Source organism: Thalassobius vesicularis (assembly GCF_004799325.1).
Lineage (GTDB): Bacteria > Pseudomonadota > Alphaproteobacteria > Rhodobacterales > Rhodobacteraceae > Thalassobius > Thalassobius vesicularis.
The window spans coordinates 272,619-287,933 of sequence record NZ_SSMD01000003.1; the positions used below are offsets into that span (position 1 = coordinate 272,619).

Annotated in this window: 15 protein-coding genes; 6 read left to right on the forward strand and 9 right to left on the reverse strand. The window is 63.5% G+C overall.

What is annotated here, in order from left to right; translation table 11 throughout:
• Positions 1-107: 107 nt before the first annotated feature.
• Positions 108-881, forward strand: a complete 774-nt coding sequence (locus tag E7681_RS07790) for a 3-hydroxybutyrate dehydrogenase (protein ID WP_136338707.1) — start codon at positions 108-110, stop codon at positions 879-881.
• 82 nt (positions 882-963) lie between these two features.
• A complete protein-coding gene (locus tag E7681_RS07795; protein ID WP_136338708.1) occupies positions 964-2,004 on the forward strand; it encodes a patatin-like phospholipase family protein in 1,041 nt (346 codons plus the stop codon).
• A gap of 4 nt (positions 2,005-2,008) precedes the next feature.
• Here the strand turns inward: E7681_RS07795 and E7681_RS07800 are convergent, their stop codons facing one another.
• From E7681_RS07800 to E7681_RS07820, 5 genes are all read right to left on the reverse strand, one after another.
• Positions 2,009-2,938 (reverse strand): calcium/sodium antiporter, encoded by a 930-nt coding sequence (locus E7681_RS07800; protein ID WP_136338709.1) that lies wholly within the window; start codon positions 2,936-2,938, stop codon positions 2,009-2,011.
• Between the two features lie 97 nt (positions 2,939-3,035).
• Positions 3,036-3,746: a DUF502 domain-containing protein gene (locus tag E7681_RS07805; protein WP_136338710.1), complete on the reverse strand. Its 711-nt coding sequence runs from the start codon at positions 3,744-3,746 to the stop codon at positions 3,036-3,038.
• A gap of 87 nt (positions 3,747-3,833) precedes the next feature.
• Entirely contained in the window at positions 3,834-4,745 is a 912-nt protein-coding gene (locus tag E7681_RS07810; protein ID WP_136338711.1) for a pseudouridine-5'-phosphate glycosidase, read from the reverse strand.
• Positions 4,742-5,626, reverse strand: a complete 885-nt coding sequence (locus E7681_RS07815; protein WP_136338712.1) for a PfkB family carbohydrate kinase — start codon at positions 5,624-5,626, stop codon at positions 4,742-4,744. Before E7681_RS07815 ends, E7681_RS07810 begins: the two co-directional genes overlap by 4 nt.
• 48 nt (positions 5,627-5,674) lie before the next feature.
• Positions 5,675-6,484: a DUF4198 domain-containing protein gene (locus tag E7681_RS07820; protein ID WP_136338713.1), complete on the reverse strand. Its 810-nt coding sequence runs from the start codon at positions 6,482-6,484 to the stop codon at positions 5,675-5,677.
• Between E7681_RS07820 and E7681_RS07825 the strand changes: the two genes are divergently transcribed.
• The 3 genes from E7681_RS07825 (at position 6,465) to tsf (ending at position 9,498) form a co-directional block, all read left to right on the forward strand.
• Positions 6,465-7,580 (forward strand): HupE/UreJ family protein, encoded by a 1,116-nt coding sequence (locus E7681_RS07825; protein WP_136338714.1) that lies wholly within the window; start codon positions 6,465-6,467, stop codon positions 7,578-7,580. The genes E7681_RS07820 and E7681_RS07825 overlap by 20 nt on opposite strands.
• A gap of 199 nt (positions 7,581-7,779) precedes the next feature.
• A complete protein-coding gene (gene rpsB / locus E7681_RS07830) occupies positions 7,780-8,544 on the forward strand; it encodes a 30S ribosomal protein S2 (RefSeq protein ID WP_136338715.1) in 765 nt (254 codons plus the stop codon).
• Between the two features lie 78 nt (positions 8,545-8,622).
• Positions 8,623-9,498, forward strand: a complete 876-nt coding sequence (tsf, locus tag E7681_RS07835; RefSeq protein ID WP_136338716.1) for a translation elongation factor Ts — start codon at positions 8,623-8,625, stop codon at positions 9,496-9,498.
• Positions 9,499-9,926: 428 nt separating this feature from the next.
• Here tsf and E7681_RS07840 read toward each other — a convergent pair whose 3' ends face one another.
• The 3 genes from E7681_RS07840 to E7681_RS07850 all read right to left on the reverse strand — a co-directional run bounded on the left by E7681_RS07840 (position 9,927) and on the right by E7681_RS07850 (position 13,455).
• Complete coding sequence (locus E7681_RS07840) at positions 9,927-10,682, reverse strand: helix-turn-helix transcriptional regulator (protein WP_246032430.1); 756 nt, start codon at positions 10,680-10,682, stop codon at positions 9,927-9,929.
• A gap of 196 nt (positions 10,683-10,878) precedes the next feature.
• A complete protein-coding gene (locus tag E7681_RS07845; protein WP_136338718.1) occupies positions 10,879-12,132 on the reverse strand; it encodes an NAD(P)/FAD-dependent oxidoreductase in 1,254 nt (417 codons plus the stop codon).
• Between the two features lie 102 nt (positions 12,133-12,234).
• Positions 12,235-13,455, reverse strand: a complete 1,221-nt coding sequence (locus tag E7681_RS07850; protein ID WP_136338719.1) for an acyl-CoA dehydrogenase — start codon at positions 13,453-13,455, stop codon at positions 12,235-12,237.
• Between the two features lie 116 nt (positions 13,456-13,571).
• Between E7681_RS07850 and E7681_RS07855 the strand changes: the two genes are divergently transcribed.
• Complete coding sequence (locus E7681_RS07855; protein ID WP_136338720.1) at positions 13,572-14,480, forward strand: LysR family transcriptional regulator; 909 nt, start codon at positions 13,572-13,574, stop codon at positions 14,478-14,480.
• A gap of 139 nt (positions 14,481-14,619) precedes the next feature.
• Here E7681_RS07855 and phoB read toward each other — a convergent pair whose 3' ends face one another.
• On the reverse strand, positions 14,620-15,312 hold the full coding sequence (gene phoB, locus E7681_RS07860) for a phosphate regulon transcriptional regulator PhoB (RefSeq protein ID WP_136338721.1): 693 nt from the start codon (positions 15,310-15,312) through the stop codon (positions 14,620-14,622).
• Positions 15,313-15,315 lie beyond the last annotated feature (3 nt).

Here is a 15,315-nt window from a genome sequence, read left to right on the forward strand (position 1 = left end):
TGCAGATTGTACGCATTTGTACGTGACCACTTTTTTCCCCCACCCGCTGGCCCCGTGTGGTATTTGCTGCGTGTAATGCTGCAAGTGCAAAAGGAAGGAGCTGGCAGATGACGCTGAAGGGCAAGACCGCCGTAATCACCGGATCGAACTCGGGCATCGGCCTGGGTGTGGCGCGCGAACTGGCGCGGGCCGGGGCGAATGTGGTGCTGAACTCTTTCACCGACCGGGACGAGGATCACGCGCTGGCCGCCAGCATCGCCGAGGAATTCGGCGTTGAGGCGAAATACGTCAAGGCGGACATGTCCAACGGCGACGAATGCCGTGCGCTGATCGAGAAGGCTGGCGGCTGCGATATTCTGGTGAATAACGCGGGCATCCAGCACGTGTCGCCGATCGACGAATTCCCGGTGGACAAGTGGAACGCGATCCTGGCGATCAACCTGAGCTCGGCGTTCCACACCACGGCGGCGGCGCTGCCGGTGATGCGCGCGCGCGGCTGGGGCCGGGTGGTCAACATCGCCTCGGCCCACGGTCTGACGGCGAGCCCGTACAAGTCGGCCTATGTCGCGGCCAAGCACGGCGTTGTCGGCCTGACCAAGGTGACCGCGCTGGAGACCGCCGAAGAGCCGATCACCTGCAACGCGATCTGCCCGGGCTACGTGCTGACCCCGCTGGTCGAGGCGCAGATCCCCGATACGATGGCCAAGTACAACATGGGCCGCGAGGAAGTGATCAAGAAGGTGATGCTGGAGCGCCAGCCCTCGCGCGAGTTCGCGACGGTGGAGCAGCTGGGCGGCACCACGGTGTTCCTGTGCTCGGACGCAGCACAGCAGATCACCGGCACCACGATCAGCGTGGACGGCGGCTGGACCGCCCTCTGACACAGCGGAGTGGGGGGCGTTGCCCCCCGCGCCATTGGGCGCTCCCCCCAGGATATTTGTAAAAAGAAGAAGGCAAAGAGTTTTGGCGAAAAAGCGGATCAACCTGGCGCTTCAGGGGGGAGGAGCGCACGGGGCATTTACATGGGGTGTGCTGGACCGGCTGCTGGAAGAGGGCGATATCGAGATCGCCGCGATCTCGGGGACCTCGGCGGGGGCGATGAACGGGGCGGCGCTGAAATCCGGCTGGATCGAGGGCGGTGCCGAGGGCGCGCGCGAGAAGCTGGACTGGTTGTGGGGCAAGCTGGGGGCTGTGCATGACATGCGCATGACGACCTGGCTGGCGGGGCTGATGCCGGACACGACCGATCTGCTGCACACCGCGCTGGAATATTCGTTGCCGTTTACCTTTGCCGATACGGTGTCTCGGATGTCCTCGCCCTATGCGTTCGGGCCGTTTTATCAGAACCCGCTGCGCAAGATCGCCGAGGCGTTCGAGTACGAGAAGGTCTGTGCCGATGCCGGGCCGCGGCTGTTCGTGGGGGCCACGAATGTGCGCACGGGCCGGATCCGGGTTTTTTCGGGCGAGGAGATGTCGGCGGATGTGCTGCTGGCCTCGACCTGCTTGCCGACGCTGTTTCAGGCGGTGGACATCCTGGATCCGCAGACCGGTCAGACCGAGGCGTTCTGGGATGGTGGCTATACCGGGAACCCGGCGCTGTTCCCGCTGTTCGGCAAGGAGTTTCCGGACGACATTCTGATCGTCAACATTAACCCGCTGGAGCGCGCCGAGGTGCCGGTGACGCCGCAGGAAATCCAGAACCGGATCAACGAGATCAGCTTCAACTCGTCGTTGCTGCGGGAGTTGCGGGTGATTTCCTATGCCCAGCAGATGCGCAAGACATGGGACAGCAATGCGGATGGGATGAAGAACATCAACATCCACATGATCGCCGATGATGCGCTGATGAACGAGCTGTCGGCCTCGACCAAGGTGGTGCCCAGCCCGTTCCTGCTGGTGCGGCTGAAACAGGCGGGGCGTGCGGCGGCCGAGGGGTTTCTGGCCGCGCACAAGTCGGACCTGAACACGCGCAGCAGTGTCGATCTGAACGCGATGTTCTTGTAATCGCTCAGATCTGCGCGGCCAGCACGCCGATATAGGCGGCGTAGCCGGCCAGCAGCAGGCCGCCCTCGCGGCGAGAGATGCCGTGGCCGGTGATCGCGGCCAGAACCAGCGCCAGGGTTGCGGCCAGCATGACCCAGATGTCCAGCTGCAGGATCGGGGCAGGGATCGGCATCGGCTCGATGATTGCGGTGATGCCCAGGATGCCGCAGACGTTGAAGATGTTGGAACCGACGATGTTGCCGAAGGCGACCTCGCTCTGGTGGCGGCGGGCGGCGATCAGCGAAGTGACAAGTTCAGGGAGCGAGGTGCCGACGGCGACGACGGTCAGGCCGACCAGCGTTTCGCTGACGCCCATCGTGCGGGCCAGTCCGACGGCGCCGTCCACCAGCCAGTTCGCGCCCAGCAGGGTGATGCCAAGGCCAACCGCGAACAGGGCCAGACCTTGCCAGGTCGGAAGGATGGAGGCTTCTTCGGGTTCGTCTTCGGCTTGGGGGATCGGCCCGCTGCGCAGGGTGATCGCCAGGAACAGGCCCAGACCCGCGACCAACGCCAGACCGGCGGGCAGGCCGATATGACCGGGAATCAGCAGCACGGCGCAAAGCGTGGCCGAGCCCATCAGGAACAGCGCGTCATTGCGAAAACGCAGCCGGTTCACGGCCACCGGCCACAGCAGCGCGGCCAGGCCAAGGATCAGCAGGATATTCGCGATGTTGGAGCCGACGACGTTGCCAAGGGCCACACCGGGCGATCCGTTCAGGGCGGCGTTCACCGAGGTGACAAGCTCGGGCATGGATGTGCCGAAACCGACCAGCGTCAGGCCGATCACCATGGGCGAAATCCGCAAGCGGCGGGCCACGGCGACGGCGCCCGATACGAGAGATTCACCGCCGATCAGCAGGGCGATAAAGCCCCCGGCAATAAGTAGGAAATCCATGATGAGAGTGCTGCTCCTGATTCAAGGGCGGGTGCCGTTTCGTGTCAGATCGGGATGGCCCTGACAAATTCAAGAGAGCCAACCCTGCGCGATAAAACTATTTTTTTGCGGACTTGGCGGCCAGCTCGCGCGCGGCTTTTTGCGCGTCTTTCGGGGTGGGATAGACCAGCCCGGCCGAGATCACCAGCTTGGCGGCGTCCTCGACGGTCATGTCCAGCTCGATCACGTCGGATTGCGGCAGGAACAGCAGAAAGCCCGAGGTCGGGTTCGGCGTGGTCGGCAGGAAAATCGTCATCAGCGTGTCGCCGGTGGGCGCGCGTTTGGAGATTTCGCCCTTGGCCTGGGTCGAGACAAAGCCGATCGCCCAGATGCCCGGACGGGGGTATTCGATCAGGCAGGCTTTTTCAAAGCTGCGCTCGGATTGGGCAAAGACGGTCTCGGCGATCTGCTTGGCACCCGAGTAGATCGAGCGAACGACCGGCATGCGTTCGACCAGCGATTCCGCCCAGCGGATCAGCGAGCGGCCGATCAGCCCCTTGGCGATCCAACCGATGATGATGGTGAAGACGATGCCGAAGATGATGCCGGCACCGCGCAGGTTGATGCCGATATAGGGCTCGGGTTGGAAGCGTTCGGGCACCAGCGGCAGCACCACGCTGTCGATCCAGCCCATCAGGGTCCAGACCAGCCAGATCGTCAGGCCGACCGGCGCGATCACCACCAGCCCTGTCAGAAAGCTGGAGCGCAGGCGGGCAAACAACCCCGGACGGCGATGCGGGGTGTGGTCTTCGTCGAAAGGCGTGGTCATCGGGTTCTGTGTCCCAGTTGGGTTTGCCCCCGGTATGTAAGGGGTTTGCCCCGGCGTCACAATGGCCGGGACTGGCGGGGGCCGGGATTATTCCTGCGCGAGCATTTCCGCGGCGATTTGAGCGGCAAGCGCGGCGTTGTTCAGCACCAGCGCGATATTGGCTTGCAGCGATCGCCCCCCGGTCAGGTCGAAGATGCGGCGCAGCAGGAAGGGGGTGACCTCTTTGCCGGTGACGCCCAGTTCCTCGGCGTTGGCGGTGGCCTCGGCGATGATGGGGTTCATTTCCGAGGGCGGGATCTCGTGCTGGGCGGGGATCGGGTTGGCCACCAGCTGGCCGCCGGGCAGGCCCAGTTTCGCGCGCATCAGGTGGGCGCGGGCGATGTCGGCGGGGGTGTCCATGCGCAGCGGCGATTTCAGCGGCGAGGACGCGGACCAGAACGCCGGAAAGCTGTCCTGCCGGTAGGAGATGACCGGCACGCCAAGGGTTTCCAGCACCTCCAGCGTTTTGGGCACGTCCAGAATGGCCTTGGCCCCGGCGGCGATGACGGCCACGGGGGTCTGGGCCAGTTCTTGCAGGTCGGCGGAGATATCAAAGGACAGCTCGGCACCCTTGTGGACGCCGCCGATGCCGCCGGTGGCAAAGACACGGATGCCCGCCAGCGCCGCCGCGATCATGGTCGAGGCGACGGTGGTCGCGCCGGTGCCACCCGTGGCCATGCAGGCGGCCAGATCGGCGCGCGACAGCTTGGCCACGTTCTTGGCCTGGGCCAGCGTGGTCAGTTGTTCGTCCGTCAGGCCGACATGCAGGGTGCCGTCCAAAACGGCGATGGTGGCGGGGATGGCACCCATGTCGCGGACGATCTCTTCGACCGCGAGGGCGGTTTCGTAGTTCTGCGGCCAAGGCATCCCGTGGGTGATGATGGTGCTTTCCAGCGCGACGATGGGCTGGCGGCTGGCCTTGGCGGCGGCGACTTCGGGGGACAGGACGAGGGGGATCATGCGGGGGCTTCTCCGGAGACGTAGCGGGCGGCGGCGGTCAGCGCGCTGCGCAGCGCGGTTTCGCCGGTTTGGCCCATGCGTTCGGCAGCGATATGCGCCGCCATGAAAGTGTCGCCCGCGCCGGTGATGCGGGTCACCAGCACCTGCGGCGGGGTGGCCGAGACGACGCCAGCCGCGCTGCCCTCGGCTGCCGGGTTGCCGCCATCGGTGACCAGCACGCGCGCGGCCCCACGGGTCATCATACCCTGCGCGGCATCGGCGGCGGTGGCGAATTCGCGCTGGCACAGCAGGCCGGCCTCTTCGAGATTCACGTAAAGCACGGCGCGGGGATGGCGCAGGAAGGGCGTCAGACGCTCGGCCTTGCCGGGCGAGGCGGGGGCCACGCGCAACTCGGCGCGCGCAAAGGCGGGGGATAGGGCGATCTGCTCCAGCAGGGCCTGGGTCAGGTTGCCGTCCAGCGCGATCTGGCCCTTGTAGGGGGTGTCGGGGCTTCCAAGGCGGCCGTCATAGAGGGGGGCCAGAATCTTGGCACCCGCCAGTTCCAGCGAATGCGCGTCGGCGATGGCCGCGATCAGGCCGTTCGCGCCCTCGACCGCCATGTAGCGATCGGTGGGCAGGTCGTCCGAGCGGTAGGCCAGCGCGGTGTCCACGCCCAGCCGTTCGCAGGCGGCGATCAGCTCGTCGCCTTCGGCATCACGCCCGACCGAGGTCAGCACCGAGGGCCGCAGCCCGAACCGCACCAGTGCCATCGCGATGTTCATGGCAACCCCGCCGGGCAGGCGGGTGATGCGCCCCGGCACGTCGGATCCCTGCCGCATCACCAGAGGCGAGCGACCGATCACGTCCCACAGGACCGAGCCAATGCACAAGATATCCGTCATGCCCCAGCCTTTGCGCGGAATCAGGGGAATGGCAAGCCTGCCTTTCGGTCAGTCGGCGGGCGGCACGGCAAAGGTCAGCGCGGCCCAGAGGGTTTGCCAGTCAACGCGGTAGCGCTCGGCCAGATCGGGGGCAGGGGGGCGCAGGACCACGGCGTCGGCCAGATAGGTGTGGCCGGGAGTGACGGGCAGCAGGGCCTCTCCGCTCGCGTCAGTGCGGTGCAGGGTGATCGAGACGGTGCCATCGGGGGCGCGGTCGAACAGCTCGATCTGCGCATCGGGGCGGGGGGTGCCTTGGTAAAGCAGGCGCACCGGCAGGCCAGAGGTCAGGTCATCGCGGTAGGGGTTGGCGAGGGCGACGAACTCGGTCTCAAGCCCGAAGGCGATGTCGGCGCCCTTGGCGTGGCCGACGCCGATCAGGGACTTGGAGTGGCGGGTATAAACCTCGCGGATCGGGGGGGCGTAGGGGGCGGTGTGGATCGTGGCGGCGGCGGGGATCAGGTCCTTATGTGTCAGGAATGTCTGGAACTTTTCCTCGGTCTCATAGGTCAGGACGGTGGGTTTCGACTGGTAGGCCAGCACGGTCAGGCCCGGCTTTGTTTTCAACCCTTGCACCGCCGGAATGTCGCCCGCGCGGCCCGTCAGATCGCGCGTTTCCCCGCCGGAATGGACCTGAAACGAACGGATCGAGCCATCGAACCAGGCCAGATCCGCGCCGGTGAAGTTCTGGCCGTTGCGCAGGCTGGCCGAAATGGTCGCGCCCTTTTCGACTTGATACGCCTGCGGTTCGATCCATAACTCATGGGACGACGCAGGCAGGGCAAGGCACAGAAGGGGCAGGATGAGACGGGCGATTTTCATAGCGATGAAGCTGGCATGGATGGCGATCTTGTCAAGCGCCGCGCTGGCGCATGAGGTCGTGCCCTCGATCGGGAATTTCCAGGTGGTCGGCCCCCGGCTGGAACTGGCGATGCGCGTCAACGCCGAGGCGCTGCTGGCGGGCATCAATCTGGACGGGTTGGAGGACACAAATCAGGCCGAGGGGGCCGGGGATTATGACGCCCTGCGCGCCTTGCCTGATGCGGCCTTGGCCGAGCGGGTCGAGCGGGCCTATGCGCAGGTGTTCGGGCCGATGACCCTGACGGTGGACGGCGTCGCGGTGCAGGCCGAGTTGCACGGGGTCGAGGTGCTGCCCGCCGTCTCGGACGAGGTGGCGCGGGCCACGGTGGTGCGCCTGCTGGTGCCCGAGGTCGGGGGCGGCGTGTTCTCGCTATTCTGGCCGGCGGGCTACGGCACGCTGGTGCTGCGCCAGAACGGCGTGGACGAGCCTTATACCGGCACATTGCAGGGCGGAGATACCGCGCAGGTGCCGTTGGCGGGTGGCACGCATCTGAGCGGCTGGCAAGCCTTTGCGCAGTATATTCCGGTGGGGTTCGACCATATCCTGCCCAAGGGGCTGGACCATATCCTCTTCGTGCTGGGGTTGTTCTTTCTGTCGATCCGGATGCGGGCGCTGCTGTGGCAGATCTCGGCCTTCACGCTGGCGCATACGGTGACGCTGGCGGCGGGCGCGCTGGGGTGGGTCTCGGTGCCCGCCAGTATCGTGGAGCCGTTGATCGCGGCCTCGATCTGTTTTGTAGCGGTCGAGAATATCCTGGCCAAGGGGCTGACCCCGTGGCGGCCGGTGGTGGTGTTCGGGTTCGGGCTGCTGCACGGGCTGGGCTTTGCCAGCGTGCTTGGGGAATTCGGGCTTCCCGAGAACCAGTTCATCCCGGCGCTGCTGGGGTTCAACGTCGGGGTCGAGTTCGGGCAGATCACCGTGATCGCCATCGCCTTTCTGGCCGTGGGCGCGTGGTTCGGGCGCAAAGCCTGGTATCGGACGCGGATTACGGTGCCTGCCTCGGGCGTGATCGCGCTGATCGGGGCGTATTGGGTGGTGGAACGCGTGTTTCTTTGAGTATTTGCATCAGAAAGAAGCGAAAAGCCGTGATTTTGATGGGAACCGGGCTTGTGCGGGCAGGGGGATTGGTTTAGAGGACGCGCACTCAAACCCGCAGGCGGGGTTGGGCCTATGGGAGAGACATCCCCATATGTCCGCCGGTTGAAGCATCCGCTTCTCACCCCCGCCGAGGCGAAAACCGGAAAAGGAAAAAGACATGGCTCTTCCCGAGTTCACCATGCGCCAGCTGCTGGAAGCAGGCGTTCACTTCGGCCACCAGACTCAGCGTTGGAACCCCCGTATGGGTCAGTACATCTATGGTAGCCGCAACGGCATCCATATCATGGACCTGACGCAGACTGTTCCGATGCTGGACCAGGCGCTGAAAGTCGTTCGTGACACCGTCGCAAAAGGCGGCCGCGTGCTGTTCGTTGGTACCAAGCGTCAGGCCGCAGCGCCGATCGCAGAAGCCGCTGAAAAGTCGGCTCAGTACTACATGAACCACCGCTGGCTGGGCGGCACCCTGACCAACTGGCAGACCGTTTCGCAATCGATCAACCGTCTGAAGATGATCGACGAGAAACTGGCTGGCGGCGCAGAAGGCCTGACCAAGAAAGAGCGTCTGAACATGGAACGCGACCAGGAGAAGCTGCAGGCTTCGCTGGGCGGCATCCGTGAAATGGGCGGCGTTCCGGACCTGCTGTTCATCATCGACGTGAAAAAAGAATCGCTGGCAATCGCCGAAGCCAAGAAACTGGGTATCCCGGTTGTGGCCGTCGTCGACACCAACTGCTCGCCCGAGGGTGTGGATTACGTCATCCCCGGCAACGACGACGCGGCCCGTGCGATCGCGCTGTACACCGACCTGGTGGCCCGCGCTGCCCTGGACGGCATGACCGCCCAGCTGGGTGCGGCCGGCGTTGACCTGGGTGCCCTGGAAGACGCACCCGTCGAAGCAGCCATCGAAGGCGAAGACGCGTAATCGCGTGTCATTAATCTGATACGGGGCGCGGGCATTGTCCGCGCCCGATGAATTCATTCCAATTCGAGGAGAGCCACAATGGCGATCACTGCAGCAATGGTGAAAGAACTGCGCGAAGCAACCGGCGCAGGCATGATGGATGCGAAGAAAGCCCTGACCGAAACCGACGGCGATTTCGAAGCCGCGAGCGACTGGCTGCGCACCAAAGGTCTGGCCAAGGCCGCTAAGAAATCGGGCCGTACCGCCGCCGAGGGCCTGGTGGCCGTCGCCGTGAACGGTGGCACCGGTGTCGCCATCGAAGTGAACTCGGAAACCGACTTCGTTGCCAAGAACGGCGAATTCCAGACCATGGTGAAAGACATCGCCAATGCGGCTCTGGGTGTGGCTGACGTCGAGGCGCTGAAAGCAGCGACCATCGGTGGCAAAGCGGTCGAGACCCTGATCACCGACAAGATCGCAACCATCGGCGAGAACATGGGCCTGCGTCGCATGGCCAAGATCGAAGCCGAGCAGGTCGTGACCTACATCCATAACTCGGCCGCTGACGGCATGGGCAAGATCGGCGTTCTGGTCGGCCTGACCGGTGGCGACGAAGCGTTCGGCAAGCAGGTCGCGATGCACATCGCCGCTGCAAACCCGGCAGCCCTGGGCGAAGCAGACCTGGATGCGGCCATCGTGGAAAAAGAGCGTCAGATCCAGATCGACATCGCGCGTGAATCGGGCAAGCCCGAAGCCGTGATCGAGAAGATGATCGAAGGCCGCATGAAGAAATTCATCGCCGAAAGCACTCTGCTGGGCCAGGCATTCGTGATCAACCCCGACCTGACCGTCGAAGCCGCTGCCAAAGAAGCTGGCGCCGTGGTGACCGGGTTCATCCGTCTGGAAGTCGGCGAAGGCATCGAGAAGAAAGAAGAAGACTTCGCAGCAGAAGTTGCGAAAGCTGCCAAGGGCTGATTTCAGCCTTTTGCAAGAGATTGGAAACCCCGGGTTCGCCCGGGGTTTTTTCTTTGCCGGTTGCCAAAAATAATGCGGTGCCATCCAGCCACAGGACGGCACCGCATGGGGATGATCGGCCCCCAGACTAAATGGGGATGAAGCGGGGGCCGATCTTTGGGGTGCCGACCCGCAGACGGAAATTCGCCTGCGGACCGACGTCCGGATAACTCCGGTTGAACAGAAAGAGCCCAGAAATCTCAGGGGTTCCCGCCCATTGTTCCCTGGCTAAAGCCACCACTCACGGAACGGGTGCAGATTGCCCCTTAACCCCGGGTTAAGAAAGTATGGGATTCCCTACCTTGAACGGGTCTATCCGTTTGAGAGGGGCAAAGGTAAGGAATACCTGACCTTCGGAGCGGTTGCTTTTCCTGAAAACAGGGCCGTCGTCAGACTTCCATCACGAACATCTGGTTCAGAAACGCCGCTTTCAGCACGGCCTGAGCGGTGGTTTCGACGCTCAGCGCCTCTCGGGCCAGGCGTAGGTGTTTCTCGACCGTCGCGGGCGTCAGGCCCATCAGCAGCGCGATATCCTGCGTGGTTTTGCCGTCGCCAACCCATTCCAACGCCTCGCGCTGGCGCTTGGTCAGCTGCCGGGATGGGCCGGAGTAGGGCAGGGTCATGATTTTCAGGTGCGCCACGTTGTTGCTGACCAGAATGTCGTCCCCATGCTTCGCCCAGATCCGGTCAACCTCGTCCTGTGTCAGGCCCGGCTGCGCGGTCAACGCGATCGCACCCTTCGAGCGCGGCGAGATCGAGCGGAAGCTGATCGAGTAGCCAGCGGTCACTTGCATGGACTGGTTGAAGGCAATCACCTTACGCTCGGCATCCGACAGCGCGCCGTTCTGCATCATCAGCGGCAGGATGTTCCAGCTGCACGCACCTTCGTTTTCCAGAACCCATTTGACCATCGGCGCGTGGAAATACAGGCCTTGGCCCATGAACACGTCGGTATAGGCGGGGTTGTGGTTGCTGAGGATCACGTAATCCTCGGGGTCGCCAAGCGAGGTGCCAGAGCGATAGCGGGTAAAGCCGTAGAGAAGACGGTCAAACCCGTAGGTCGCCATCTTCTTGGTATGCATGTCCCAAAGTTCTTCGATGCTCTGCGTGTTGGACAGAGCGGTCAGATATTGGGAAATCGTCACGACAGACTCCTGAGGTTGCGTGTGCTGGCCAGAGTGATGACGGCGCGGCATCCAGGATTGTATTGAGTGTGTTTGTCCAAGCTTTACACGCTCAGGCCGAATGGAGTCAGCAAAGTTCCGACCAAAAAGTAAAAAATCAGGAAATGTCGTTGCAGGACAACATCACTTTGGCAACATAATACCGATTATACGAAACCTAGATGCGATGCCACAGCGCATGGATCAGCCGCGCCCCTGTCTCGTAATACAAGCCTTTCAGCGTGCTGAGCGGCTCTGAATGGCTATCCACTGGTGCGATCGGCAAATGCGTTTCATCGCCGCTGAGCAAGGTTTGCGCGCAGGCTGCGCCGAACACCGTCCCCGGCGAAATCCCGCGCCCGGAATAGCCGTAGACCGCCAGCGCGTTCTGGCCGAGGCGTTGGATCTTGGGAATGTGATCCGTGGTCATGCCGATGCGCCCCGACCAGAATTGCTGGAACGGTTGACCGGAAAGTTTCGGGAACAAGCGCCCCAGCGCGCGTCTGGCCCAGCTTTCGTGGATGCCAAGGCGATCCGGCAGCCCCATCGCGCCCAGGATCAGCCGGCCGGCCTGATCCATCCGGAACGACGTCATGACCAGACCGGTGTCCCAGCAGCCCTCTTTGTTGGGCAGGATATCGGCGCGCAGCGTGTCCGGCAGCGGCGCGGTCGCCAGCTGGAAGTAATGCACCGGCGTCAGCGTCGCGCGCTGCAAGCCGTTGAAATCCTTGTGATATGCGTTGGTTGCCACAAAAAGCGCCGTCGCGCGGACCGTGCCAGTTTCCGTCTGGACGACCCAATCGCCGTCGTGGCGAACCGAGCGTACCTGCGTGCTTTCGTGGATGGATGCGCCCTGATCGGCGGCCGCCCGTGCCAGACCCTTGGCATAGGCCAAAGGCTGGATGGTGCCGGCCCGATGGTCCTTGAGCGCGCCAAAAAACGATTTGGAACCAGTGGCTTGCTTGGCAGAGTTCATGTCAAGAAGTTTGACCGGCGCTTTGCGGGCGGCCTGTTGGTCGTAGCGGTTCTGCAGGTCTTTCAGCCCCGCTGCAGAATGCGCGCAATGCAGGGTGCCGTTGCGGACAGGCTCGCACTGGATGTCGTGCTGCTCGATCAGGCGATAGACGTGGTCTGGCCCGACCGCCAGGGCGTTGTTCAGGCGGATGCCGGCGCCCTGCCCCAGTTCCTGCATCACCTGGTCCGGCGGCAGCCACAGCCCGGCATTCACCAGCCCGACATTGCGCCCCGAGCCGCCATGGCCAATCGTCTCGGCCTCCAGCAGCACGACGCGCGCGCCTTGCTTTGCCGCCTCTAGCGCGGCCGAGCAGCCGCTGAACCCGCCGCCGACAATGACCAGATCGGCCGTGACATCGCCGGTCAGAGGCGCGCCGACGAAGGTTTCCGCACAGGTATCCGCCCACAGATTACGCATGGATAACTCCTTGTTCCCAAAGGGGTACTGCGGGTTTCGCGGTCGCGCAACGAAAAACGGGGGCGCAACATGGCGCCCCCGTTCGATCTGTGTGCGGATGCCTCAGAAGAATGCCTGCAGGCCGGTCTGGGCGCGGCCCAGGATCAGCGCGTGGACGTCATGCGCGCCCTCGTAGGTGTTCACGGTTTCCAAGTTAACCATGTGGCGGATCACGCCGAATTCCAGGCTGATGCCGTTGCCGCCGTGCATGTCGCGGGCCAGACGCGCGATGTCCAGCGCCTTACCGCAGTTGTTGCGCTTGACGATCGAGATCATCTCGGGCGCGGCCTGGGCTTCGTCCATCAGGCGACCGACGCGCAGGCTGGCCTGCAGGCCCAGGGCGATTTCGGTCTGCATGTCGGCCAGTTTTTTCTGGTAGAGCTGCGTCGCGGCCAGCGGGCGTTTGAACTGGTGGCGGTCCAGACCGTATTGACGGGCGGCGTGCCAGCAGAACTCGGCGGCCCCCAGAACGCCCCAGGAAATGCCGTAACGCGCGCGGTTCAGACAGCCGAACGGCCCTTTCAGACCCTCGACATAGGGCAGCAGCGCATCCTCGCCGACCTCGACATTGTCCAGCACGATTTCCCCGGTGATCGAGGCGCGCAGCGACATTTTCTTGCCGATCTTGGGGGCGCTCAGACCCTTCATGCCCTTCTCCAGCACGAAGCCGCGGATCTTGCCGCCATGCGCTTCGGACTTGGCCCAGACCACGAACACATCCGCGATCGGGCTGTTCGAAATCCACATCTTCGAGCCGGTCAGCACATAGCCGTTTTCGGTTTTCACGGCGCGGGTTTTCATGCCCGCCGGGTCCGAGCCCGCATCGGGTTCGGTCAGGCCAAAGCAGCCGATCCATTCGCCGCTAGCCAGCTTCGGCAGGTATTTTTTGCGTTGTTCTTCAGTGCCATAGGCGTAGATCGGGTACATCACCAGCGACGATTGCACCGACATCATCGAACGGTAACCGCTGTCCACACGTTCGACTTCGCGCGCCACCAGGCCATAGCTGACATAGCCCGCGCCGATGCCGCCGTAGGCCTCGGGGATGGTGGTGCCCAGCAGGCCCATCTCGCCCATTTCGCGGAAGATTTCGGGGTCGGTGGTTTCGTTCTGGAACGCCTCAAGCACACGCGGCTGCAGCTTTTCCTGGCAATAAGCACGAGCGCTGTCGCGGATCATGCGCTCGTCTTCAGTCAGCTGGTCTTCGACGCGGAACGGATCGTCCCACACAAAAGAGTTAAGATCAGGTGCATCCTTGGCGCGCAGGGTCGGTTTGTCGGTCATTTTCGGGGTCTTTCTGCTGGAAATATGAGTTTTCGGCGGGATTTCCTTGACCTTACCCCCCGAGATGCCGCTAAAACAGCAAATCTTTCGCATCATATCATGAGTTTTACGCATACATGATCGCTCCGCGCCGTTTTCTGCCCTCGATTGCCTCGCTGCGCGCACTAGAGGCGCTGGACCGTCTTGGCAGCGCCACCGCCGTCGCCGAAGAGCTGAGCCAGACCCAAAGTGCTGTTAGCCGACAGTTGCAGGCGCTAGAGACCCAGCTTGGGACCGAGTTGATCCTGCGCGAACGCAAGAAGATGCGGCTGACGCCCGCCGCTCAGGATTACGTGGCCGAGATCCGCGCCGCCCTGCAACAGATTGCACAGGCCAGCCTGAAATTGCAGGTCAACCCGGATGGCGGCAGCCTGAATCTGGCGATCCTGCCGACCTTTGGGATGCGCTGGCTGGTGCCGCGCCTGGCCGAGTTTGCCCGCCTGCACCCCGATGTGACGATCAACATGTCTACCCGGCTAAATCGCTTTAATTTTGCGCTGGAACCATTTGATGCAGCTATACATTATGGAACACCAGATTGGTTGGGAACCGATCATTTGAAGCTGCTGGAGGAGCAGGTTCTGCCGGTTTGCGCCCCCGATTTGATTGCCCAGGATACCATTGCTCACCCGCGCGATCTGCTGTCGTTTCCGCTGCTGCAAATCCAGACCCGGCCCTATGCGTGGTCGCAGTGGTTTGCCTCGTACGGGGTCGAGGCGCAGGGGATCACGGGCACGGTTTACGATCAGTTCACCACGATCACACAGGCCGCGATCCACGGCTTGGGGATCGCGCTGTTGCCCGATTATCTGGCGCAGCCCGAGCTGCAATCGGGCCGTCTGGTTGCCGCTTATGGTACCGCGACGCGGTCGTTGGGCAGCTATTTCCTGATCTGGCCGCAAGAGAAATCGCGCAACAAATCGCTGCGGGTTTTCCGCGATTGGCTGGTGACGCAGGTGGAAACCGAGGACGGTCTGCCGCGCTAAGGCGTCATGCCAAAACGGAATGAACCATTTGGTAACACCTGTCGCGGTACGGTGATTTCATTCGTGCGCAACCCTGCCTTTTGTACGATTCTTGGAGGAAACCGTACGCAGGAAAAAGGGGCCTTGCGGCCCCCTGCCCTTATCCCAGCGCGTATCCGGCGCCGCGGACCGTGCGCAGCGGATCGTCGCCGCCGTGGCGGGTCAGCGCCTTGCGAAGGCGTCCGATATGTACGTCGACGGTGCGGGTGTCGACATAGATGTCGCGGCCCCAGACGCGGTCCAGCAGCTGTTCGCGAGACCAGACGCGGCCCGGCTTCTCCATGAAGGTCGACAGCAGGCGGAATTCGGTCGGGCCCAGTTTCAGCTCGTCCTCCCCGCGGGTGACGCGGTGGGTCTCGGCGTCCAGCACGATGTCGCCATATTCCAGCCGCTCGCCAACCGTGGCGGGACGGGTGCGGCGCAGCTGGGCACGGACGCGGGCCATCAGTTCGATCACGGAATAGGGTTTGACGACGTAATCATCGGCCCCGGTTTCCAGACCGCGGACCTTGTCCACCTCTTCGGAGCGGGCCGAGAGCATCAGGATCGGGATGCTGCGGGTGTCTGAGCGGGTTTTCAAGCGGCGGCAGACCTCGATCCCCGAGACGTTGGGCAGCATCCAGTCCAGGACGATGATGTCGGGGGTTTCTTCCTCGACCATCAGCAGCCCCTCTTCGCCGTTCGCGGCCCGGACCACGCGAAAGCCCTCGGCTTCGAGGTTATAGGCCAGGACTTCGCGCTGCGCGGGCTCGTCCTCGACGATCAGGACGGTGGGTTGCGGCGTCACAGACATCCG